Here is a 22,385-nt window from a genome sequence, read left to right as displayed (position 1 = left end):
GAGCACCATCGGAGAATGCAGTCCCCGGCGCGACGCGCCAGGCGTCGCCGAGCGGGCACCGTGGCGGCATGACCACAGACACGCTCACGCTGATCGGACTCCGGGCCGTGTTCGGCTCGGGCAACCGGCGGGTGACGGCGCTCGACGGCGTGACGACCAGCTTCGCCAGCGGCACGTTCACGGCGGTGATGGGTCCCTCCGGCTCCGGAAAGTCCACCCTGCTGCACTGCGCCGCGGGGCTGGACCGGCCGGTGGAAGGGACCGTCACCATCGACGGGATCCAGCTGAACCACCTGTCCGAGGAGGACCTGACCCGGCTGCGCCGGGACCGGATCGGCTTCGTGTTCCAGTCGTTCAACCTGGTCTCGTCGCTAACCGCGGCGCAGAACGTCGAACTGCCGCTGCGCCTGGCCGGCCGACGTCCAGCCGACCGGGACGTCACCGCGGCGCTCGCCGCCGTCGGGCTCGCCGGCCGGGCCCGGCACCGCCCGAGCGAGCTCTCCGGTGGCGAGCAGCAACGGGTCGCCGTCGCCCGGGCGCTGATCACCCGGCCGTCGGTGGTGTTCGCGGACGAACCCACCGGCGCGCTCGACAGTGCCACGTCCCACCAGGTGCTGCGGCTGCTGCGGGGACTCGTCGACGACCACGGACAGACCGTCGTGATGGTGACCCACGATCCCGCCGCCGCCGCGTACGCCGACCGCCTCCTCCTGCTCGCCGACGGTCGCCTCGCCGACGAGCTGACGGATTCGCTCACCCCCTCCTCCGTCGCCGCCCTGATCGCGGCCGCGACCTCCCCGGAGCCGTCATGATGAGCGCCCGACGATCGGCCGGCGCATTCGTCGCCGTCGCCATCGGAGTCGCGCTGGTCGCCGCGGCCACACTGCTGCTCGCCTCCGGCCGTCCGCAGACGCCGGACCGGCTGGCGCAGGCGGCCGTCGTCGTGACCAGTCCCAAGACGGGCAGCCCCGCCGATCCCTTCCCGCCCGAGCGTCCCTGGTCCTCGGCGAGGACCACCGAACTCGTCGCACGGCTCACCGCCCTGCCCGGCGTCGCGGCCGCCGTGCCCGACCGGACCTTCTACGCCCAGCCACTCGTGGACGGTCGACCGGCAAAAGCTCACGGCCAGCGGCAGGACGCCCACGAGGGGCACGGGTGGTCCAGCGCCCGTCTCGGTGGGTTGACGTTGACGGCCGGTGCCCCTCCGCACCGTCCCGGTGAGGTGGTTGTCGATGCCGCACTCGGCCTGCGTCCCGGCGCACCGGTCACCCTGCTGACGGCGTCCGGCCCACAGCCGTACACCGTCACCGGTCTGCTCGACGCGCCCGGAGTGCACGTCGCGGACGAGGTAGCCGCCGCGCTCGCGCCCGGAGTCCGCGTCATCGGCCTGATGCTGGCCCTGGACGCCGACCCCGGCCGGGTAGCAGCCGCCGCCGAAGGCGTGCTGGGCGGCGACGGCCGGGTCGTCACCGGCGACGGCCGGGGTGTGCTGGAACCCCGGGAGGATGCCCGTACCCGCTGGATCGGCATGCAGGTGCTCACTGCCACCGCCGCCCTCGCCGGCTTCGTGACGGTCTTCGTGGTCGCCGCGACCTTCGCGTACGCCGTCGCGCAGCGCCGCCGGGAGTTGGCGCTGCTGCGCGCCGTCGGTGCCACCCCTCGGCAGGTCCGCCGCCTGCTCTACCGGCACGCGATCGCGGTGGGCGCCGGTGCCGCGCTCGTCGGCCTGCTGGCCGGTGCCGCGCTTGCTCCCGCCGTCGGCCGGCTGTTGGTGGACGTCGGGTTCGAACCGTCGACCTTCCGCGTCCGGTACACCTTTTGGCCGGTCGGCGTTTCGCTCGCGACCGGGCCGGTGGTGGCGCTACTGGCCGTCTGGGCGGCGGCCGGGCGTGCGGCGCGGGTGCGGCCGCTGGAGGCGCTGCGCGAGGCGGCGGTGGAACAGCGGCCCCTCGGATGGCTGCGTGCGACGATCGGCGGGCTTCTCGTCGCGGTCGGCGTGGCGTTCGGGCTCGCGACGGCCGCGGCCGGCAACGCACAGGACGGGGCGGATCGTGCCCTGCCCATGGTCATGGCCCTGGTCGGCGGCGCCGCCGTGCTGGCCCCGGTGTTCGTCGGTCCGATCGCGGGCCTGCTCGCCCCGACGGTACGGCGACGCGGTGGGGCGGTCTCGCTGCTGCTGCGCGCCGGAGCGCGGACCGCCGCCCGGCGGTCCGGAGCGACTGCCGCGCCCGTGCTGCTCACCGTCGCCTTCGCGGTGCTGGTGTCGGGAATGGTGCGCACGTCCACGCCGGTGTACGCGACGAACCGGATCAACGCCGTCAATGCCGACTGGGTGCTCCTCCCGGACCGGGCCCCCGGCCTCTCCGACCAGGCAGTCGAGGCGGCTTCCGGCGCGGCCGTGTTATCGACCACCGTGTTCGTCGACGGCGACAGTTCGGCGGAGCAGATCCGTCCGCTGACCGCGCTCGGCATCGATCCGGCGGCATTCACCGCGGCGAACCGGATGCTCACCGTCATCAGCGGATCCCTGGCCGACCTGCACGGCGACGGCACGGCAGTGGTCAAGGCCTCGCTGGCCGGTACGACCGCGCTGCCCGACCAGCCCTACCCGGTGGTACTGCCCGACGGGGAACGCGTGCCGCTGCGCATCGTGGCCGTGGTGACCGACGACTCCTTCCCCGGCGATCTGCTCCTGCCCCGGGCCGCAGTGCGGGCGCACGACCCCTCCGCACTGACCGAGGCGGTGTACCTGAGTTCCCCGATCGCCCCGCCGGTCGGGGCGCGGGTGGTCGACGTACCCACCTGGGCCGCCGAGGTGGATCGGGCCGAGGACCGGCTGGTGTGGCTGGCCACCCTGCTGCTGATCGGGGTGACGGCCGGCTACGGCGGAATCGCCGTGGTCAACACGTTGCTGATGGCGGCCGTCGGCCGGGCACGCGACCTGCGGCTCATCCGGCTGGTCGGGGCGACCCGCCGACAGGTCGTCCGGCTGGTGGCCGCGGAGTCCGCGCTGGTGGTACTGGTCGGTGCCGTGCTCGGCGGGGCGGTCGCGTTTGTCGGTCTGCTGAGCCTCCGGGCGGGCCTCGTCGAGCAGGTCGGCGCCCCGGTCGACCTCGTCGTCCCCTGGTCGGTGGTCGGCGGGGTCGTGGGGCTGTGCCTCCTGCTCGCGCTGGCGTCGAGCGCGATACCGGCCTGGCGGCTGCTCCGCCGACGGTCCACCGCGGACGCAGAATGACGAGCTGCACGCCGGCTGCCGCGTCGCGGGTGGGACAGCGCCTGCGACGCGGACCGGCTACGGTGCCGAGATGCGATTCGCGCGCCCGGCCGGGCTGCTCCTCGCGATCGTCGCCGCCGGATTCTGGGCGGTCAACATGACGGTCCTGCAGCCCCTGACCGAGCCGGTCGGGCCGTGGCCGGAGGCACTTCCCGGCAACAACGCCTACTGGGCCCGTGACCTGCGGTTCGCCAGCATCGTCGCGGTCGTCCTCGGGCTGCTGCTCGCCGGGCGGGGCGACAGCTGGTGGCTGCGCCCGGCCGTGGTGCTGGGCGGCGTGTGGATCGCCGCCGACGTGGCCGTCGACCGGGCCGACCCGACCGGCACCGGGTGGACGGTGCTGCTCACCGCCGGCGGCTGCGCGGTGGTCGCGGCGTTCGCCTTGTCCGCCGTGCTCGCCGTACGCCGCAGGCGCGACGCGGCCCGGCCGGGCGTACACCGCCGGACGCTGACGGGCGCGGCCTGTGTGGCGGCGGCGATGACCCTGGTGGCCGCCGGCATCGAGTCGCCGACGGATCGGGAACCCGAGCTGCACCCCGCCGCGTTCGGCACCGCCACGCTGCTGCTCGTGCTGGCCGTGAGCTGCGCCCTGACGGCGGCGCCGGCGCCGACCCGGCCTCGGGGCTGGCTCGCCGTGGCTGTGGGCGCCGCGAGCGTGCTCGGCGTCCTGTTCGTCCGCGTCACCTCGCCGGGCGGCGGGCTGCTGCCGTACTCGCTGCTCGGCGGGGTCCTGCTCACCGGGGTGACGCTGCTGGCCTGGGACTGGCCGGGCGGCCGGCCGGCCTGGTCGCGGCACGGCCTGGCCGCGCTCGCCGCGCTGATCGTCCAGCCTGTGCTGCTGTTCTGCGCGGTCATCATCATGATGGTGCTTCCCATCGCCCGATCGTTGACCCAGCTGGCCGGCAACCTCGCCATCAACGCCGCGGACTCCGACCTCCTGCACTCGTTCGCCGGGGTGCTCTCCGGCCTCGGGGTGTCGCTGCTGCTCGCCTGGCCGTCGGTGCTGGCGGAGCGCCCCGCCCCGGTCGCGTCGCCCGGTAGCTGACCGTCGCAGGCCCCGCCCGGTCCCGGCAGCTACCAGGACCGGGCAGGTCACCTCACCGGCGATCGGGCTCCGGCTCGCTCGGCTGGTCGGCGGTGGGCAGGACCGCTCGCCCGGTCAACCGCCAGTACTGCCGCCGCTGCTCGTCCCGCACCACCACCCCGAGCCGGCCCAGCTCCCGGCGCAGTTCCCGGGCGTCGTCGCGGCGATCCCGTTCGATCGCGCGTTCCCGGGCCCGCAGCAGCGCGTCCGCGCCGGCCGGCAGCCCGGGCAGCTCGGGCACCCACAGCCGGTACGCGGCCCGGTGCGGATCCTCCTCCGCCCACGGCCAGCCGTGCGCCCGGAACGCCGCCCGTAGCCGGTCCCGATCCAGCTCCGAACGTTCCCGGAGCAGTTCGCCGCCGTCGCCGTCGAGCAGCACCAGGTCGCCGCCGTCGACGAGGACGACCCGGACCTGGTGCCGGGGCGTCTCCTGTTGCTTGCCGTCCCGGCGTAGGGCGACCCGCTCACGGTCGACGGTCACGGTGAGCCGTTCGGCGGTGCCGGCCCCGGCGAGCAGCAGACCGGCCAACGCCCCGAGCACCGCCGCGCCGATGGAGACCTGCGGCTGCGGCAGCCGGGACAGCGCCTCGAACAGGCCCTGCAGCGGGACCCACGGCAGGTCGGCGATCCAACCCGCCGCGGAGGCGAGCAGCCAGCCGGCCCCGGCGCCGAGCGGCGGGAAGCCGCCCCAGAGCAGTACCAGCTCGGCCGGCCCGCCGCCGACCCTGGTGCGGGCGTCGCCGGTCATGGTCAGGCCACCTCGCGGCGCAGCGTCCGGACCAGGCCGGCGGCCAGCGGCACCACCACCCAGACCAACAGCGACACCCCCAGCCGGGCCCACTGGTCGCCGGCCATGGAACCGGTCAGGAGCGGCTCCATGGTGCGGCCGGTGTCCAGCCAGCCAGCCGCCCCATGCAGCGCCGGCACCAGTTCGCCGACGATCGACCACACGGTGGGCAGCAACAGGTAGGTGACGATGGCGAGCGGCGTGTTGAGCAGCAGCAGTCCGAACCCGACGCCCATCAGCACGTTGGCGAGTTGGAAGACGACCGAGTTGAGCAGCAGGGTCTCGTCGAACTCCCACCGGCCCGCCGCGCCGGTCGCCCCGGCGATCAGCGTGCCGACCGCGGCCACCGCGAGGCTGATCACCAGCGAGGCGAGGGTGGCCAGCACCAACGCGGCCAGCTTCGCGGCGGTCACCCGTTCGCGCCGGGGCACCAGGGCGTACGTGACGAGCGCCGTGCGCTGTGACCACTCGGACGTGATCGAGAGGATGCCCAGCACGGGCAGGAGCACCCCGACCGGCAACAGCGACGGCACGAAGAAGTTCACGAAGGTTTGGTCCGCGGCGTCGGCGAAGATGAGCTGGAGGGTGACGATGACGGCGGTGGTCAGCCCGATGATGATCAGCAGCCAGAGTCCGGCCCGGGTGTCGGCGAGCTTGCGCAGCTCCACCGCGGTTAGCCGCGGCAGCGACGGCCGCCGGACGCCGGGACGCGGCACGGGCTCGACGCTGCTCGCGTGGGGTGCGGTCGTGGTGGTCACTTCCCGGCCTCCTTGGTCGACTCGGCGGTGAGGGTGAGGAAGAGGTGCTCGAGGCCACCGCCGGCCGGGCGCAGCTCGGTCAGCACGACCCCGGCGTCCGCGGACGCCTGCCCGACGGCCTCGGTCTCGGCGTGGACCAGCAGCCCGTCGCCGGTCTCCTGAACGGTGAGCCCGGCGGCGGCCATGGCCCGGCGCAGCGCCTCGGCGTCGCGGGCGCGCACCAGCGTGCCGTTGCCGGAGAGCAACTCGGTCTTGTCTCCCTGGGCCACGATCCGGCCGCCCCCGATCACCACCAGCCGGTCCGCGACCGCCTCCACCTCGCGCAGCAGGTGGGAGGAGAGCAACACGGTGCCGCCCCGGTCCGCGAAGTCGCGCAGCAGGCCGCGCATCCAGAAGATCCCCTCGGGGTCGAGCCCGTTGGCCGGCTCGTCGAGGATCAGCACCCGCGGGTCACCGAGCAGTGCCAGCGCCAGGCCGAGTCGTTGCCGCATGCCCAGCGAGTACGCCCGGACCCGCCGCCTCGCCGCCGCCCCGTCGAGCCCGACCAGCTCCAGCTTGGCCGCGACCGCCCGCCGGTCCAGACCCATGGTGTACGCGGCCACGCCAAGGGCCTCCCGGCCGGTCCGCCCGGCGTGCTGGGCCGAGGCGTCCAGTAGCACCCCGATCTCCCGCCCCGGGTTCTCCAGGTCCCGGTACGGGCGTCCGACCACCGTCGCCCGGCCGGTGGTCGGCGAGGTCAGCCCGCAGATCATCCGCAGGGTGGTGGACTTGCCCGCCCCGTTCGGTCCGAGGAATCCGGTCACCGTTCCCGGTTCACAGCGGAACGACACGTCGTCGACGGCCTGATGCCGGCCGTACCGCTTGCTCAGGTTCTCCACGCTGATCATGCGTCGAGCCTGCGCGAGCCGCCCGGCTGCCCGCAGCGGCCGACGGTCGCCGATCGCAGCGACCTTGGTCTACGCGAGGATCTCGACTTTGGTAGCTGGCTGGCCGGTGCCCGCGCTGCCTAGCATTGGCGCGTGACCAGCGCCGTCGTGCCGGACCACCCCTGGCTGCTGCCCGGGGCGCTCGCCGTGCCGGCCGAGCGGGCCCGCTCCCGCCTGCGGCGCACGACCCGGGACTGGATCGTCGACAGCGTGGCCTTCGTGCTCTCCCTGTTCTGGGTGCTGTTCGCCACGCTGGACGCCCTCACCCCGGCCCCCGAGCTCGCCACTCGGCTGCCCCACGGCTGGATGATCGTCGTGGACTCCGTGATCGGGCTGGTCTGCTGCGGACTGCTGTGGGTGCGCCGGCGCTGGCCGCTCGGCCTGGCGGCGGCGACCCTGCCACTGACCGCGTTCTCCATGGCCGGCGCCTTCCCACTGGTGATCATCTACTTCACCGTGGTGGTGCACCGACGCACCACTGTCGCGTTGGCCGTCACCGCGGCCGGACTCGGCACCAACTTCGCCTTCGGCTACCTGCGGCCCGAGCCGAACCTGCCGTACTGGGCGGCCACCGTGTGGGGCGTGGTGCTCAGCGTGACGGTGCTGGCCTGGGGGATGTTCGTGCGCGCCCGCCGGCAGTTGGTGGTGTCGCTGCGGGAGCGCGCCGAACGGGCCGAGGCGGAGCAACAGTTGCGGGTGGCGCAGGCCCGCCAGTTGGAGCGCACCCGGATCGCCCGGGAGATGCACGACGTGCTCGCGCACCGGATCTCGCTGCTCAGCCTGCACGCCGGGGCGCTCGAGTTCCGCCCCGACGCGCCGCCGGACGAGGTGGCGAAGGCCGCCGGGGTGATCCGGGGCAGCGCGCACGCTGCGTTGCAGGATCTGCGCGAGGTGATCGGTGTGCTGCGTACGGAGAGCGGGGTCGAGGAGGATCCGGAGCGTCCGCAACCCACCCTGGCGGACCTGCCGGCGCTGATCGAGGAGTCCCGGGACGCGGGCGTACGAGTCAACGCCACCCAACTGGTCGCCGCCGCGGACGCCGTGCCGGCGGCGGTCGGGCGCAGTGCGTACCGGATCGTGCAGGAGGGGCTGACCAACGCCCGTAAGCACGCTCCCGGCACCGTGGTCACCGTCGGCGTGGCCGGCGCGCCGGGCGCGGGGCTCAGCATCGACATCCGCAACCGGTGGCCGGTCGGTGGGGCGACCGACGCGGGGATCCCCGGTACGGGCACCGGGCTGGTCGGCATCGCCGAGCGGGTCACGCTGGCGGGCGGCCGCATCGAGTACGGGCGGGACGAGATGGGCGACTTCCGCCTGACGGCGTGGTTGCCGTGGGCGGCGTGACCGGGCCGGGCCAGGCCAGGCCGGCATGAACGACCCGGGCCCGGTCGGGCAGGGCGTGGACGTCGACCCGGCCGCCGGGGCGTCGGATGCCGCAGGCACGGCGTCGGACGGCGGGCCCGTGCGGGTGCTGATCGTCGACGACGACCCGTTGGTCCGGGCCGGGCTGTCGATGATCCTCGGCGGTGTGCCGGACCTGCGGGTGGTGGGGGAGGCGGCCGACGGTAGCGAGGTGCCCGCCGCTGTCGACACCGGCCGGCCGGACGTGGTGCTCATGGACATCCGGATGCCCCGGTTGGACGGGCTGGCCGCGACCGAGGCGCTGCGCGCGTCGCCGGACCCGCCGGAGGTGCTGGTGCTGACCACCTTCCACGCCGACGAGCAGGTGCTCCGGGCGCTGCGCGCCGGCGCTTCCGGTTTCCTGCTGAAGGACACCCCGCCCGGGGAGATCGTGCAGGCGGTGCGCCGGGTGGCGGCGGGCGAGGCGACCCTGTCCCCGGCGGTAACCCGGGCGTTGATCGCGCACGTCACCGGTGCTACGCCCGCCCCGACCGGGCCCGACCCGCGTCGGGAGCGCGCGTTGCGGCTGCTGAGCACGCTCAGCGAGCGGGAGCGGGAGGTCGCCGTCGCGCTCGGCGAGGGCCGGACCAATGCCGAGATCGCCGCGGAGCTCTACATGAGCGTGGCGACCGTGAAGGCGTACGTGTCCCGGCTGTTGTCCCGCCTCGACCTGAACAACCGGGTGCAGGTGGCCCTGCTCGTGCACGACGCCGGTCTGGTCTGACCAGCACTGCTTTCCACCAGGCCGTCGCGGGAGACCCGGTACAACGTCGCCGACCCGTACCTCCGGTTCTGGCTGTCGTTCCTCGGGCCCTACCTGCCGGAGATCGAGCGCGGACGCGGCGACCTGACCCTGGGCCGGATCAGCACGGCGTGGACGACCTGGCGCGGACGGGCCATCGAGCCGGTCGTACGCGAAGCCCTGCGCCGGCTGCCTGCGGACCGGCTGCCGGAGGGCACACGTGAGATCGGCGGCTACTGGACCCGGACCGACGACCCGGAGATCGATCTCGTCGGGGCCGATCGGGGGCCGATCGCCAAGCGGATCACCTTCATGGGTTCGGTCAAATGGTTGGAGAATCGGCCCTTCGACGCGCACGACCTGGGCCGGCTGCTTCAGCACCGCTCCCGCGCTGGGCCGCCCGGGCCGCGCCGGTCGGAGAGAGTGGGACGCTGCGGCAGGACGCCGGCCCGGCGCGGGATCCCCCCATCCCCCGTACCGGGCCGGCGTCGCTGCGGCGGTTGCTCAGTTGTTGCGGACCCCGCAGTCCGGCGCGGACCAACTCGTGCTGTTGCGGATGCCGTCATCGTTGTTCTCGCGACGCGAGTCCACGTGCACGTGGTCGTCGTGGTTCGGGTAGCCAGGCCCGAAGATTCCGCTGAAGCCCTTGGTGCGGGCGTCGCGGGCGACCTCGCAGAGCGACGAGGTGCGGGACACCACGTCGGCGGCGGTGCCGTAGAGGTGCTGGCTGTCCGACGCCCCGCCCACCTGGTTGTTGCACGCCTTGCTGCGGAAGCCGCTGGTCACGTAGAGGGGCTTGTCACCGAGGCTGCGGCGCAGCGCCTCCAGCTTCCACATCGTGCGCAGCGCGTTCTGGCGCGTCTCGCTGGCCGACAGCGGGCCCCCGCTGTACCCGCCCTGGCCGCAGCCGCCGTCCAGCTCGCTGTAGGTGAAGTGACGCGGTGTGCAGTCGTTGTCCTGGAGTTCGTAGAGCTTGGCGTACGTCTCGGGGCCGGCGATGCCGTCGACCCGCAGCCCGTACGCCTGCTGGAACCGCCGGACCGCGGCGTCGGTCTTCGGCCCGAAGATGCCGTCGGTCTCGACGATGTCCCGGTTGCCGGCCCAGCCGGCCACCCGGACCTGCAACTCCCGGACGTCGGAGCCGGATCGCCCCTGGTAGAGGTTGCGGTCCCACGTGTAGCAGCCGTCGGCATGGGCCGCTGGCGCGGCGACCACCGCGGCGATCGCGGCGCCTGGCAGAGCCAGGGCGAATGCGACGGCAGCCCGCTTCAGGGTGTTTACGCGCACGGAAGTCCTCCCGATAGGAACGTGAATGGGGTGGCCTTCGGGACATTGACCGGGGCGTCCCGTGATTTCCACCCTGGCAGCTATCGGACGCGTTGGGGGCAGTTAACGAGAATCGTCCTCATGATTTGCGGTTGCTGAGCGGTCGCTGTAAATGTGGTGGATCAGCGAATCAGCCAGTCCTGCCGTGAAACGTCGAGTAGGCGTAAAGGCGGCGAAACTTGCGGAATGCCCCACCCGGGGTGATGTTCTCCCGGATCCGCTGAGCGGTAACGTCAGCCTCCGGGGCGACGCGCGGGGGAGGTGGACGTGGCGCGGGGAGGCGTCTTCTGCGTCGAAGGTCAGTGGCACCGCGACCTCAACGAGCGGGGGTCCGTGCTGCCCACGCTCGAACTGCTCGAGCGGCTGGGCAAGATCCGGTTCATCCACAAGGACGCGGCGACCCGCGACGAGCTCTTCTACTTCCTCGACCGGTGGTTGCTCAAGCAGTACGCCGACCATCGGGTGGGATTCTTCGCGATGCACGGCGAGCCGAGCCGGCTCCGGCTGACCGACTGGAACTCCGTCGAACTCTCCGACGTCGCCGAACTGATGGCCGGGCGTTGCGAAGGGCGGCGGCTCTACTTCGGCAGCTGTTCCGTGCTGCGGGCCTCGGACGCGGCGCTGCGCGAGTTCCTCCAGCTCACCGGAGCCGCACTGATCTGCGGTTTCACCCGGGACGTGGACTGGGTCGAATCGGCGGCCTTCGAAACCGTCCTGCTCGACGTACTGGCCAACGGTCAGCGGCACAACGCCGCGGAGTTGCGGATGGGTTCGGCGCACTGGGCGCCCCTCGCCTCGTACCTGGGATTCCGGGTGATCTACGCCAACGGGCGCGCCTGGCGGCCATCGATGAGGCCCCGGGTGCCCGCGCAGCAGGTCGCGGAGCGCAACGCCATCCGCCCCGACTGAACGGGACATCCGGCGGCGGGCCTGGTAGAAACGACCCGTGGCACGCAGCATCGCGACGAACACCAAGGTCGACCGCGACGGCCTGATCGAATTCCTCCGGCCCCGGCACCGCGTGGTGCTGATGACGACCCGAGCGGACGGCCGACCGCAGGCCTCGCCGGTCACCGCGGGCGTGGACACCGCCGGCCGGCTGGTGATCTCCACCTATCCGGAACGGGTCAAGGCGGCCAACGTCCGCCGCGACCCGCGGGTGTCGGCCTGTGTGCTCTCCGACGACTGGAACGGGCCCTGGGTGCAGATCGACGGCACGGCCGAGGTGCTGGACCTGCCCGAGGCGCTCGAACCCCTGGTGGAGTACTTCCGCTGCATCTCGGGCGAGCACCCCGACTGGGACGAGTACCGCGCGGCCATGGTGCAGCAGGGCAAGTCCCTGATCCGGCTGACCGTCGAGCGGTGGAGCCCGATCGCCACCGGCGGTTTCCCCGCCCGCCTCGCCGGCTGAGACCCGGCTCCGCGTACGAACCTCAGTACGCCACGCTGAAGCGCATGTTCTCGTGGCGCGGGTTCTCGATCTCGTCGACGATCGCCACCGCGAGGTCCTCGTAGGTGAGCACCGAGCGGCCCTGATCGTCGGTGACCGGCTCGTCGGTGCCGGTGCGGTAGTGCCCGCTCCGCTCGCCGGGGTGGAACTCCAGCGGCGGCGGCGAGACGTACGTCCAGGTCACCCCGTCGGCCTGGCTGCGGTAGTAGTCGAGGGCGTCGGCCTGCCCCTGGGCCGAGTCCTGGTACGCCTCGGGGAAGTCCGGCTCGTCCAGGTACCGCGTCCCCTTCGGGGTGAGCAGCGTCGACCCGCCGCCGAGGTGGATGATCCGGGGCGCGTCCGGCAGCCCGCGCAGCGTGGTGACCAGCGCCCGCGCCGCGTCGAGCCAGAGCCCGCGCTCGCCTCCGCCGATCGCGACCAGCATGACGTCGGCCTCCGGGGCCAATTCCCGTACGCTCCGCTCGCTGGTGGCGTCCCCGGTCACCACCTGCACCCCTGCGGGCAGGTAGGAGACCGCTTCCGGGCGGCGTACCGCGGCGGTGACCCGGTGTCCGCGTCCGACCGCCTCGGCGGTGACCCGGGAGCCGGCGGTGCCACCCGCGCCGAACACCACGATGCTGCTCATGACCGCCTCCCGCCGGACGTGACCTCCGGTCCTCAAGGCTATTGACCGGGTCGGCCGCCGGTGGCGTTACCGGGAGAACCCGAGGCTGGTCAGTCCACGAGCGCCGAGTAGACGAGTTGGCGCAGCTGCGGCCGGATCGGGTACGCGCTGGAGGGCATCAGCTGGGTGAAGAAGAGCGCCGTGATCTCCTCCACCGGGTCGACCCAGAAAGCGGTGCTCGCCACGCCACCCCAGTAGTACTCGCCGACGCTGCTCGGCACCCGGCTGGGCATCGGGTCGTCGACCACCGCGAAGCCGAGCCCGAAGCCGATCCCGTCGAGGGTGGTCTCGGCGAACCCGCCGGTGGAGAGGGTGCCCAGGTCCTGGCCGCCGGGGAGGTGGTTGCGGGCCATGAAGCGCACGGTGCGCGGGCCGAGCAGGCGTACCCCGTCCAGCTCGCCGCCACGCAACAGCATCTGGGTGAAGCGGTGGTAGTCGGCGGCGGAGGAGATGAGACCACCTCCGCCGGAGAACAGGGCCGGTTTCCGGTACGCGAGCGTGCCGAGCTGGTCGTGGCGCATGGCCCGCCCGGTGCGTGGGTCCGGGCCGTAGAGCGCCGCTAGCCGGCCGGCCTCGTCGTCCTCGACGTACCAGCGGGTGTCGGTCATCCCGAGCGGCCGGAAGATCCGGTCGCTGAAGAACGCGTCGAGGCTCTGCCCGGAGACCACCTCGATCAGCCGGCCGAGCACGTCCGTGGCGACCGAGTAGCCCCAGGCGGTGCCGGGCTGGAACAGCAGCGGTAGCTGGCCGAAAGCGGCGCAGGCACCCGCCAGGTCGACGTCCGACGGGGGGTACAGGTCGTAGCCGGCGGCCCGGTAGAGGCCGTCGACCACCGAGGTCTGCATGAAGCCGTAGGTGAGGCCGGAGGTGTGGGTGAGCAGGTGCCACACGCGGATCGGTTCGACGGCAGGCACCGTGTACGGCTTGAGCGTCGAGCCCTTGGCGTAGACCCGCAGGTCGGTGAACTCAGGCAGCCAGCGGCTGATCTCGTCGGTCAGCTCGAAGCGCCCCTCCTCCCAGAGGATCATCGCGGCGACCGAGGTGACCGGTTTGGTCATCGAGTAGATCCGCCACAGGGTGTCCGCCTCGACCGGGGTGCCCGCCTCCCGGTCGCGCAGCCCGTACGCGGTCGAGTGGACCACCTCGCCACGGCGGGTGACGACCGCCTGCCAACCGGCGAGCCGGCCATCGTCGACGTACCTGCCGAAGTGCTCGTCGATCCGCGTCAGCCGCGCCGGGTCGAAGCCGACCTGGTCCGGATCGATGCTTCTCACCACACTCACCTCGCCGAACCTACCCGGCGGTACCCCCGACGGGAATAGCCACCGACCACACATGTCGGTGTTCGTCGGTAGCCTGGCCCGATGCCCGAGCTGACCGAGGACGCGACCTTCCGCAACGAGGACTGGTACGGCGAGGAACTGACCGATCGGCGCTTCGTCCGCTGCTCGTTCTTCGAGGTCGACCTCACCGAGGCGGTCAGCCGGGGCGCGGTCTTCGACGGCTGCACCTTCGGCAACGTGACGTTCAACGCCTCCCGGCACACCGACTCGGCCTTCACCCGGTGCGCCTTCCAGCGGTGCAACCTCTTCGAGGCCGAATTCACCGGCTGCAAGCTGGTCGGCAGCACCTTCGCCCAGTGCGACCTGCGACCGTTGACGATCGCCGGGGGCGACTGGTCGTTCGTCGCCCTGCCCCGCGCCGACCTGCGCGGGGTACGGATCACCGACGTGCGGATGCGGGAGGTCGACCTCACCGGCGCCAATCTGACCGGCGCCACGATCGCCGGCATCGACCTCTCCGCCGCGCAGCTGCACGGCGCGCGGCTCTCCGGCGCCGACCTGCGGGGCACCGACCTGACCGCACTCGATCCGCTGGTGGTGGAGCGGGCGGGGGCGATCATCGACGTGGAGCAGTCGCTGGTGATCGCTCAGGCGCTCGGCTTCGAGATCCGTTGAGGGTCCGACCTCTCTGGTCCTCGGGAGCCGGCCGCGGCATCGGCAACGGCTTCGAACCGGCCGTCGCGCTGAGCTGAGCCGCGCCTCGGGCCGATGGCCACCGTCGTTCCTTCGCCGGACCGTGGGCGTAGCCCGGCGGTAGCGTGGGCGTCGACTGCGAAGGATCCGAGAGGAGTCGCCCATGACCGCGAGCGAGGACGTGCTGGACAGCCCCACGAACTGGGTCGCCAGCCACATCCACCGGTATCTCGAGACCGACGGGGCCGACGGGCACGAGTGGCGGCCGGGCGTGTTCACGCTGCTGCTGACCACTCGGGGCCGGCACAGCGGCAAGCTGCGTCGCACCGCGCTCATCTACGGACGGGACGGCGAGAACTACCTGGTCGTCGCCTCGCAGGGCGGCGCGCCCCAGCACCCGGCCTGGTACCTCAACCTGCTGACCGACCCGCAGGTCGACGTGCAGGTCGCTGGCGAGCGGTTCACCGCCCGGGCCCGGACCGCCACCGCAGAGGAGAAGCCCCGGATGTGGGCGACGATGGCAAAGATCTGGCCCGCGTACGAGGAATACCAGACCAAGACGGACCGGGAGATCCCGGTGGTGGTGCTGGAACGCGTCTGATCCGCCGCCGGGTGCCGGCGCCGACCGCGCCCGGCCACCGTCCGGCCGGTCATCGCGATCCCCACCCGGAACGCGGGACAGTTTGTCCGTCGCCCTCGGTCGATGGCGTCGTAACTTTCTGCTGTCCCGGTCCGACCATCCTGTGTGGAGGATTGTGCAGATGAGCATCAGCACCGCCCACCGTGTCCGTCCGGTCGTCCAGGCCGATCCCGCCGAGTCGCCCGACGACACGCTGCGGGAGATTCCGCTGCCGCCGTACGTGACCGGCGAGGACGTGCAGTTCGCCCTCCGGGCGGTGGTGGTGCACGCGCCGCAACGCTGGTCCGGCGGGACGATCTGCCGCAACGACGCCAATCCACACCCCTGCCGCCTGCACCGTTGGGGCGCGCGGGTGTTGGCGCTGCGCGGGCTGCGCGACGCCGACATCGACGCGCTCATCGAGCGCGGCGACCCGGCGGCGCCGCTCCCGCCCCGCCCGAGTGCCTGACGTGCCGGGCCCCTGTTCCGGGGCCCGGCACGAGGAACCGCCTCTCGCGAACGGGTTCGGTGAGGAACGGACCCTGCTCAGCAGGCGATCGGCTTGACCCAGGAACACTCGAAGCCCTCGGGCACCTGCGGTGCCTCGGGCGTGGCGCGCGGCGCGACGCGCGCCACGCCCACGCTCTTCTCGCTGTAGCCCGCGAGCGCGACCGCGATCTGGTCCTCCAGCCCCTTCACCGACGAGACCAGGTAGTTGTTCAGCAGGATCGAGAACGCCAGCACCCGGCCGTCGGCGTCGGTGACGTAGCCGGAGAGGCTGGAAGCGCCGGTGAGGCTGCCCGTCTTGGCGTGCACGTTCCCGGCCGCCGGCGTGCCCTGCATCCGGCTGCGCAGCGTGCCGCCGACGAACCGCTCGGGCTGCCCGGCGATGGGCAGTGCCGCGTACCAGGCGTCGAACCAGGGTTCGGCGCGGACGGCGGCGAGCAGGTCGACGAACTCGCCGGCCGGGATCATGTTGCGACGGGAGAGGCCGGAGCCGTCCCGCTGCCGCAGCGTGCCGGTGTCCATGCCGACGCTCGCCACGTACCCGCTGACGGCGGCGAGCCCCGCTGACCAGGTGCCCGAGCCGGCCACGACCCGGCCGATCTCCTTGGCGAGCACCTCGGCGTGCCCGTTGTTGGAGAGCTTGAGGAACGGCACCATCAACTCGGCCAGCGTCATCGAGTCGTGGCGGGCGACGGTGGTCGCCGCGGTCGGGGTGGGCTGCCCGAGCAGCGTGCGCCCTTGAATTCGTACGCCGTGCCGTTGCAGGGCGGCCCGGAACACGTCTGCCGCGTAGCCGGTCGGCTCCCAGACCGTCACCCAGTCGCTGGCCGGCTCGCCGCCCGTCGCGATCTGGCCGGTGATCACGATGGTGTTGCTGCCGTGCTCGCGCTCGAACGAGATGGCCGTCTCGCCGTCGGCCACCGTCTTCGCTCGGTTGTCGAACCGCAGGTAGTCCGTCGGCGGGGTGGTGGTGAGCACGGGTGCCTCGCCGGCCCGTTTTCCGGGTGCGGCGTGCACGATCACGGTGCCCGCGTCGTAGTCGGTGTCCGGTGCGACGGTCAGCGCGGAGACCTGCGCCGCGTAGTACCAGGGTTCGTCGTCCCAGGTCCAGTCCGGTCCGAGCCGGTTGTGGTCGTAGCGGGTGTCGTCGGCGACCAGGTCGCCCTTCACGACGCGTACGCCCGCAGCCGCCACCTGCGCCGCGAGCGCGTCGTAGTCGGCGGCGAGCATGGTCGGGTCACCGCCGCCGCGCAGGTAGAGGTCGCCGGTGACCACGCCGGCGCGGCGCTTGCCGCTGGTGCGTACGTCCGTGGTGAAGCGGTGGTCCGGTCCGAGCAGCGCCATGGCCGCCGTGGAGGTGAGCAGCTTGGTGTTGGAGGCCGGCACCAGCCGGCGGTCGCCGTTGCGGTTGTAGAGGGTCTGGCCGGTCGCAGTGTCCGCCACCACCACCGACGCCTGTGCCCCGGCCAGTCGGGAGTCGGCGAGGATCGCGTCGATGGTCGCGTTCAGGCGGGTCACGGACGGGGCGGGGGACTCGGCGGTCGCACCGGGAGCGCCGGCGGTCGCGGCGGCGGCGACCAGCGCGACCAGGGCGAGCGTGCGGGGGAAGAGACGACGTTGCATGCCTCGATGCTGTCATGGCGATAATCGCCGGGAAAGGCTCAATGGCGAAGGTTTTTGCCGGCCAGGGTTGAGTCGTCGGTGCGCCGGACGGCGGCGACGGACGGATCGTGCGGTGGCGTCCGGACGTCAGGCCGGCTGAGGCTCTTCGGCGTCCCCTGGCACGGACGGGGGTGTGTCCGGCCTGGCGAACAGCGGTGCCACGAGTGCGGCCAGTGCTCCACCGAACAGCGGGAAGACGATGAACACCCACAACTGCCGCAGCGCGGCCCCGCCCTCGAAGACGGCAGGGCCGAAGGATCGGGCCGGGTTGACCGACGCACCGTCCAGGGCGACGCCGACCAGGTGCGCCACGGCGAGCGCCAGCCCGATGGCGACCCCGGCGACGGAGGTCTGCTCGGCGCGGCTGGTCACCACGAGCACCACCAGTACGAACAGGAACGTCAGCAGGGTCTCCAGCAGCGCGGCCCCGAAGCGGTTGATGTGCGCGCCGTATCCGTTGCTGCCCAGCGCCCCGGTCTGGTCGACCACGTCACCCCACCGGGTGAGCGCCCACAGCAGGAAGGCGCCGACGGTGGCGCCCGCGAACTGGGCGATCCAGTAGGCGACCGCGCCGACGGGTGAGATGCGGCCGGACAGCAGCATTCCGAGGGTGACCGCCGGGTTCACGTGACTGCCCGTGAGTGGGCCGAGCGTGTAGACGAGGACCAGCATGACGAATCCGAAGGCGAGTGCGACCACCACCACGCCGCCCTGGACCCGGGCGGCCACGGCACTGCCCACCCCGAAGAAGACCAGCAGCAGAGTGCCGAGGAACTCGGCGGCGTAGCGCCGTATGTCCGTCATATCGGCAGTTTATGGGCGTGGACTCCGATGTCGCGGCGTTCGCCCGGCGGGTCGGCCCGCGGATGTGAGCGGGGAGACGACCGCGGCGGGCAGAACGGCCGAGTGTTTTCGGTTGCACGGTGCGTGGACACGCGCTCGGTCGACGTGGTGGTGATCGGTGCCGGTCAGGCCGGCCTCTCCGCCGGATATCACCTGCACCGGACCGGCTTCACCCCCGGAACCGGCTTCGTGATCCTGGACGGCGACGACGGCCCCGGCGGCGCGTGGCGGCACCGCTGGCCGACGCTGACGGTGGACCGGGTGCACGGCTTCCACGACCTGCCCGCCATGCCGTTCCCCGCCGCCGCACCGGACCGCCGGGCATCCGAGGTGGTCAGCGACTACTTCGCCGCGTACGAGCGGAAGTTCGAACTGCCGGTGGAGCGCCCCGTCCGGGTTGAGTCGGTGCATTCGCTGCCCGACGGGCGGCTGGACGTGCGTACGGACGGTGGACGCTGGACCGCGCGAGCCCTGATCAACGCCACGGGTACCTGGAGCCGGCCGTTCTGGCCGCACTATCCGGGCCGGGCCGACTTCCGCGGCCGGCAGCTGCACACTGCCGACTACCGGGGCCCGGCGGAGTTCGCCGGCCAGCGGGTGGTGGTGGTCGGTGCCGGCACCTCGGCGGTGCAACTCCTCGGCGAGATCTCCCCGGTCGCCGCGAGCACCACCTGGGTCAGTCGTCGCCCGCCCGACTTCCGCGAGATCGAGTTCACCCCCGAGCACGGTCGGGCCGCGGTGGCCCTGGTCGAGGCCCGGGTGCGGGCGGGCCGCCCGCCGAGCAGCGTGGTCGGGGTGACCGGACTGCCGGTGACCCCCGAGGTTCGCCGCCTGCGCGAGCAGGGCGTGCTCGATCGTCTACCCATGTTCGAGCGGATCACGCCCGACGGGGTCGCCTGGGCGGACGGGCGCTTCGTCGCCGCCGACGTGATCCTCTGGTGCACCGGTTTCCGGGCCGCCATCGACCATCTCACCCCGCTGCACCTGCGCGGCGCCGGCGGCGGAATCGTGATGGACGGGACCCGGGTGGCCGCCGACGGGCGGATTCACCTGATCGGGTACGGCCCCTCGGCGAGCACGGTCGGGGCCAACCGGGCGGGCCGTGCCGCCGTACGGGAAATCCGAGCGCTGCTCGGCTCCCCGGCCGCGCTCGACTGATCAGGGTCTATTTGACGGATCGCCCGGCGACGTGCAACGTAGGTAGTGACGGGGCTCTCACCTGCCCCGATGCGGTTGGCGGCGACTGAGTGCCGCGCAATCACCTCCCACGTGCACCGGCCACGTGCTCATCACCGGTCTGCGCCGTTTCGACCGCGCTCCGAGCGAATCCACGAGGAGTTTCCAGCATGCTCACCATGACCGACAACGCCGTCCTGGTCATTCGCGATCTCGCCAACCAGCAGGACGTCGGCGAGGACGGCGGGGTGCGCATCGCCGCCGACGCGGCGGCGGGCTCGCTCACCGTCGAGTTGGTCGCCGCGCCCACGCAGGGCGACCACGTGGTCGACAACCAGGGGGCCCGAATCTTCCTGGATTCCGACGCCGTGGAAATCCTCGGCGACGCCTCGGTCGACGCGACCGTCGACGACCAGGGCATCGTTCAGTTCGGTTTCACCGAGAAGCAGTAGTTCGTTCTCGCCGCACCCCGCGGGCCCCACGGCCCCGCGGGGTGCGCCGTGCCTCCACCGGAGGATCAGGCGGTCGTGCCGCCCCTGCGCGGCCACCACCGCGGAAGCCCACCCGGACCCCGCCGCGCGGGTGCCGGGTCAGTCGTCGTCATCGTCGTCGGCCTGCTCCTGCTCCGCCCGGAGTACCGCGCCGTTGTCCCGGTCGACGTCGATGTCGTGCTCGACATCGCCGGACACGATCTCGACGCTCCACACCGGGCGGCCGTGCTCCTGCTCGGCCTCGATTTCCGTGATCCGACCGCCGCCGGCCCGCGCCAGCGCGATCTCTGCCGCCCGCTGCGGTCCGATCCGGTCGCCGCCGGTGTTCCCCGACGGAGCGCCGCTGCTGGACGGGGCGCCGCTCGGCGTGCCGGCCGTGGTGCTCGGCGCGCCGCTGCCGGCGCTGTCATCCGGGGCGGCACTGTCGTCCGGTGCGGTCGGGGCGGTGGTGGCGGCGGCCAACGTGGTGTCCCGGTCGCGCCGCTCGTCGGCGACCGTGGCGCCGATCGCCACACCGGCCACCGCGAGTACGGCCGCGCCGCCGGCCGACGCCAGGAGCATTGAACTGCGCTTCATCGTCCCCACCTCTCTCGGTTCCTACCGATGAGGATCGGTCCGGGGCGGATAGGGCGGCGCTGCCGGAAGACTAAGGCCGGGTTAAGAAACCCTCGGCGGACCCAGCCGGAGCCGCACCTCGGCCCCGCCGCCCGTCGCCGTACCCAGTTCCAGCCGCCCGCCCGTGGCCTGCGCGGCCCGGCGGGCGATGTCCAGGCCGAGTCCCGTCGAGCCGGCGGCGCTCGCGCCCCGCCGGGCCGCGTCAGCCGGCAGGCCCGGACCCTCGTCGGCCACGGTAAGCACCACCTGCCCGTCGCCGACGGCCAGCCGCACCGTGAAAGGCGTGCCGTCCGGGGTGTGCGCGAAGACGTTGCCGAGCAGCGCGTCCACCGCGGCCGCCAGTTCGTCGGCGGGCACGCCGACCGGCAGCGGACCGGGCGCTAGGTCGAGCGTCACCGGGCGGCCGGTGTCCTCCGCGAGCACCGACCAGAACGCCACCCGCGCGCCGACGATCGCGGCCGCGTCCGAGCCCGTCGGGCCGGCCGCCGAGGTCCGCCGCCAACGGGCCTGGCGGATGAGGCCGGTGACGGCCCGTTCGAGGCCGTCCACAGCGGCGGTGATCCGCGACGCGTCGTCCGGGTCGCGCAGCGACTCCGCCTCCAGCCGTAGCGCGGTCAGTGGTGTACGCAACCGGTGCGACAGGTCGGCGACCTGCTCGCGTTCCTGCAACAGCAGCACCTGGATCCGTCCGGCCAGATGGTTGAGCGCACCGGCGACCTCCCGCAACTCGGGCGGTCCCGACAGGGTGACCCGGGCGTCGAGCTCGGCGTTGGCGAGCCGGTGCGACACCGCCGAGAGATCCCCGATCGGCCGGACGAGCGTGCGGGCCAGCCGGTCCGCGACCACCAGCCCGATGAGCACCAGGAGCAGGCCGAGCAGGGCGAGCACCAGCCAGGCGCGGGTCACCCCGTCGGTCAGCTCGTCCCGGGGCACCGCGACCCGGATCACCCCGGTGCCGTCGGTCCGGCCCTGTACGGCGATGACGACCTCCCGGCCGGAGGCCGACTCCCCGGTCAGGCTCTGCCCACGGGCGGCCAGCGCGACCGCCGGCGTACGAGGCACGGGCGTGCCGAGCACGCTGCCGTCGGGCAGGTACACGCTCACCGGCCGGCCGGAATCGGCGGCCAACTGCTCGACGGTCAGCCGGATGGTGGTCGCGTCGGCGGTGCCCACCACCGGGACCAGACTCTGCGCGTCGGCGGTGGCGCGTACGGTCGCGCGGTCCTCGGCGACGGTGCGCACCAGCAGCGCCAGCGGCACCAGGAACGCGATCAGGATGAGCACGCTGACCGCGGCGACCAGGAGCGCCAGCCGCGCCCTCATCCGGCTGCCCGCGGCGCTTCCAACCGCACCCCGACGCCCCGCACGGTGTGCAGGTAGCGCGGCTCCTGGGCACTCTCACCCAGCTTGCGGCGCAGCCAGGACAGGTGCACGTCGACGGTCTTGTCGGCGCCGCCGTACGGGATCTGCCACACCTCGGTGAGCAGTTCACGCTTGGTGACCACCTGTCCGGGGTGGGCGGCGAGGTGGTGCAGCAGATCGAACTCCCGTGGGGTCAGCTCGACCTGCGTTCCGTCCAGGGTGACCTGCCGGGACCGGGGATCGACGCGCAGCCCACCGACCACGAGCGCCGGTTCGGGGGTGCCGCCGCCGGGCGATCGGCGCAGCACCGCCCGGGCGCGAGCGTCCAGCTGCGCCGCGGTGAACGGCTTGACCACGTAGTCGTCGGCGCCCGCGTCCAGCACCCGGACGATCTCCGTCTCGTCGTCGCGGGCGGTGGCCACGATCACCGGCACCGAGCTGACCGCGCGCAGCATCCGCAGCAGTTCGCGTCCGTCCAGATCAGGCAGTCCGAGATCGAGCACGACGAGGTCGGGCCGGTCCTCCAGCGCGTCGCGCAGCCCGGCCATCGCCGTCGAGGCGGCGGCCACCGCGTGCCCGCGCTCCCGCAGCGCCCGGATCAGCGGCGTACGGATGGTGAGGTCGTCCTCGATGAGCAGCAGGCGGGCCACGTCTGGCAGGCTAACCGCTGCCGTCGTGCCAGGCCGGATCGTTAACCGTCTCTTAGCGTCGCGCCGTGCCGG

23 protein-coding genes and 1 pseudogene are annotated in these 22,385 nt (G+C 73.0%); 13 read left to right on the top strand and 11 right to left on the bottom strand.

The window, feature by feature from the left end:
* Positions 1-68: 68 nt before the first annotated feature.
* From ABZS42_RS13905 to ABZS42_RS13895, 3 genes are all read left to right on the top strand, one after another.
* Positions 69-812, top strand: a complete 744-nt coding sequence (locus ABZS42_RS13905; protein ID WP_355145063.1) for an ABC transporter ATP-binding protein — start codon at positions 69-71, stop codon at positions 810-812.
* Positions 812-3,235 carry an ABC transporter permease gene (locus tag ABZS42_RS13900; protein ID WP_355145061.1) on the top strand — a complete coding sequence of 808 codons (2,424 nt, stop codon included), beginning with the start codon at positions 812-814 and terminating at the stop codon, positions 3,233-3,235. The genes ABZS42_RS13905 and ABZS42_RS13900 overlap by 1 nt, the downstream gene beginning before the upstream one ends.
* Before the next feature lie 70 nt (positions 3,236-3,305).
* Positions 3,306-4,319: a hypothetical protein gene (locus ABZS42_RS13895; protein ID WP_355145059.1), complete on the top strand. Its 1,014-nt coding sequence runs from the start codon at positions 3,306-3,308 to the stop codon at positions 4,317-4,319.
* 52 nt (positions 4,320-4,371) lie between these two features.
* Here the strand turns inward: ABZS42_RS13895 and ABZS42_RS13890 are convergent, their stop codons facing one another.
* Genes ABZS42_RS13890 through ABZS42_RS13880 form a run of 3 tightly spaced genes read right to left on the bottom strand, consistent with a single transcriptional unit; the run spans position 4,372 to position 6,790 of the window.
* Positions 4,372-5,106, bottom strand: a complete 735-nt coding sequence (locus ABZS42_RS13890) for a hypothetical protein (RefSeq protein WP_355145057.1) — start codon at positions 5,104-5,106, stop codon at positions 4,372-4,374.
* 2 nt (positions 5,107-5,108) lie between these two features.
* Positions 5,109-5,861, bottom strand: a complete 753-nt coding sequence (locus tag ABZS42_RS13885; RefSeq protein WP_355145227.1) for an ABC transporter permease — start codon at positions 5,859-5,861, stop codon at positions 5,109-5,111.
* Positions 5,862-5,899: 38 nt separating this feature from the next.
* Positions 5,900-6,790, bottom strand: a complete 891-nt coding sequence (locus ABZS42_RS13880; protein WP_355145056.1) for an ATP-binding cassette domain-containing protein — start codon at positions 6,788-6,790, stop codon at positions 5,900-5,902.
* A 132-nt stretch (positions 6,791-6,922) separates the two neighbouring features.
* Here ABZS42_RS13880 and ABZS42_RS13875 point away from each other — a divergent pair, with 132 nt between their 5' ends.
* From ABZS42_RS13875 to ABZS42_RS13865, 3 genes and pseudogenes are all read left to right on the top strand, one after another.
* On the top strand, positions 6,923-8,173 hold the full coding sequence (locus ABZS42_RS13875) for a histidine kinase (protein WP_355145054.1): 1,251 nt from the start codon (positions 6,923-6,925) through the stop codon (positions 8,171-8,173).
* A gap of 25 nt (positions 8,174-8,198) precedes the next feature.
* Entirely contained in the window at positions 8,199-8,954 is a 756-nt protein-coding gene (locus ABZS42_RS13870) for a response regulator transcription factor (protein WP_355145052.1), read from the top strand.
* Positions 8,955-8,960: 6 nt separating this feature from the next.
* A pseudogene (locus ABZS42_RS13865) lies at positions 8,961-9,296 on the top strand (DUF234 domain-containing protein); the annotation flags it as partial.
* 180 nt (positions 9,297-9,476) lie between these two features.
* On the opposite strand, the gene ABZS42_RS13860 reads toward ABZS42_RS13865, so the two are convergent.
* Entirely contained in the window at positions 9,477-10,259 is a 783-nt protein-coding gene (locus ABZS42_RS13860) for a M15 family metallopeptidase (protein ID WP_355145050.1), read from the bottom strand.
* Positions 10,260-10,565: 306 nt separating this feature from the next.
* On the opposite strand from ABZS42_RS13860, the gene ABZS42_RS13855 reads away from it, so the two are divergent.
* Together ABZS42_RS13855 and ABZS42_RS13850 are read left to right on the top strand one after the other, a co-directional pair.
* The gene (locus ABZS42_RS13855; RefSeq protein WP_355145048.1) at positions 10,566-11,207 is read left to right on the top strand and encodes a hypothetical protein; all 642 of its coding nucleotides are present in this window, start codon (positions 10,566-10,568) and stop codon (positions 11,205-11,207) included.
* A 37-nt stretch (positions 11,208-11,244) separates the two neighbouring features.
* A complete protein-coding gene (locus ABZS42_RS13850) occupies positions 11,245-11,709 on the top strand; it encodes a PPOX class F420-dependent oxidoreductase (RefSeq protein WP_355145046.1) in 465 nt (154 codons plus the stop codon).
* Between the two features lie 22 nt (positions 11,710-11,731).
* Here ABZS42_RS13850 and ABZS42_RS13845 read toward each other — a convergent pair whose 3' ends face one another.
* A complete protein-coding gene (locus tag ABZS42_RS13845) occupies positions 11,732-12,373 on the bottom strand; it encodes an NAD(P)H-binding protein (protein ID WP_355145044.1) in 642 nt (213 codons plus the stop codon).
* Between the two features lie 89 nt (positions 12,374-12,462).
* Positions 12,463-13,695 (bottom strand): serine hydrolase domain-containing protein, encoded by a 1,233-nt coding sequence (locus ABZS42_RS13840; RefSeq protein WP_355145042.1) that lies wholly within the window; start codon positions 13,693-13,695, stop codon positions 12,463-12,465.
* Between the two features lie 81 nt (positions 13,696-13,776).
* On the opposite strand from ABZS42_RS13840, the gene ABZS42_RS13835 reads away from it, so the two are divergent.
* The 3 genes from ABZS42_RS13835 to ABZS42_RS13825 all read left to right on the top strand — a co-directional run bounded on the left by ABZS42_RS13835 (position 13,777) and on the right by ABZS42_RS13825 (position 15,476).
* Entirely contained in the window at positions 13,777-14,370 is a 594-nt protein-coding gene (locus ABZS42_RS13835) for a pentapeptide repeat-containing protein (protein ID WP_355145040.1), read from the top strand.
* A gap of 181 nt (positions 14,371-14,551) precedes the next feature.
* Positions 14,552-14,989 (top strand): nitroreductase family deazaflavin-dependent oxidoreductase, encoded by a 438-nt coding sequence (locus tag ABZS42_RS13830; protein ID WP_355145038.1) that lies wholly within the window; start codon positions 14,552-14,554, stop codon positions 14,987-14,989.
* Positions 14,990-15,149: 160 nt separating this feature from the next.
* Positions 15,150-15,476 (top strand): hypothetical protein, encoded by a 327-nt coding sequence (locus tag ABZS42_RS13825; protein ID WP_355145036.1) that lies wholly within the window; start codon positions 15,150-15,152, stop codon positions 15,474-15,476.
* 77 nt (positions 15,477-15,553) lie between these two features.
* On the opposite strand, the gene dacB is transcribed toward ABZS42_RS13825, so the two are convergent.
* Entirely contained in the window at positions 15,554-17,137 is a 1,584-nt protein-coding gene (gene dacB / locus ABZS42_RS13820) for a D-alanyl-D-alanine carboxypeptidase/D-alanyl-D-alanine-endopeptidase (RefSeq protein ID WP_355145034.1), read from the bottom strand.
* Positions 17,138-17,263: 126 nt separating this feature from the next.
* Entirely contained in the window at positions 17,264-17,980 is a 717-nt protein-coding gene (locus ABZS42_RS13815) for an aquaporin (RefSeq protein WP_355145032.1), read from the bottom strand.
* A 123-nt stretch (positions 17,981-18,103) separates the two neighbouring features.
* Between ABZS42_RS13815 and ABZS42_RS13810 the strand changes: the two genes are divergently transcribed.
* Both ABZS42_RS13810 and ABZS42_RS13805 read left to right on the top strand, forming a co-directional pair.
* Positions 18,104-19,177 (top strand): NAD(P)-binding domain-containing protein, encoded by a 1,074-nt coding sequence (locus ABZS42_RS13810; RefSeq protein WP_355145030.1) that lies wholly within the window; start codon positions 18,104-18,106, stop codon positions 19,175-19,177.
* A 188-nt stretch (positions 19,178-19,365) separates the two neighbouring features.
* A complete protein-coding gene (locus ABZS42_RS13805) occupies positions 19,366-19,647 on the top strand; it encodes an adhesin (protein WP_355145028.1) in 282 nt (93 codons plus the stop codon).
* 138 nt (positions 19,648-19,785) lie between these two features.
* On the opposite strand, the gene ABZS42_RS13800 is transcribed toward ABZS42_RS13805, so the two are convergent.
* From ABZS42_RS13800 to ABZS42_RS13790, 3 genes are all read right to left on the bottom strand, one after another.
* Positions 19,786-20,262 carry a PepSY domain-containing protein gene (locus tag ABZS42_RS13800; RefSeq protein WP_355145026.1) on the bottom strand — a complete coding sequence of 159 codons (477 nt, stop codon included), beginning with the start codon at positions 20,260-20,262 and terminating at the stop codon, positions 19,786-19,788.
* An 81-nt stretch (positions 20,263-20,343) separates the two neighbouring features.
* Complete coding sequence (locus ABZS42_RS13795; RefSeq protein WP_355145024.1) at positions 20,344-21,624, bottom strand: HAMP domain-containing sensor histidine kinase; 1,281 nt, start codon at positions 21,622-21,624, stop codon at positions 20,344-20,346.
* Positions 21,621-22,313 (bottom strand): response regulator transcription factor, encoded by a 693-nt coding sequence (locus ABZS42_RS13790; protein ID WP_355145022.1) that lies wholly within the window; start codon positions 22,311-22,313, stop codon positions 21,621-21,623. The genes ABZS42_RS13795 and ABZS42_RS13790 overlap by 4 nt, the downstream gene beginning before the upstream one ends.
* Positions 22,314-22,385 lie beyond the last annotated feature (72 nt).

This window comes from Micromonospora sp. NPDC005367 (assembly GCF_040606825.1).
Taxonomy (GTDB): domain Bacteria; phylum Actinomycetota; class Actinomycetes; order Mycobacteriales; family Micromonosporaceae; genus Micromonospora.
This window is presented reverse-complemented; position numbering and strand designations above follow the sequence as displayed.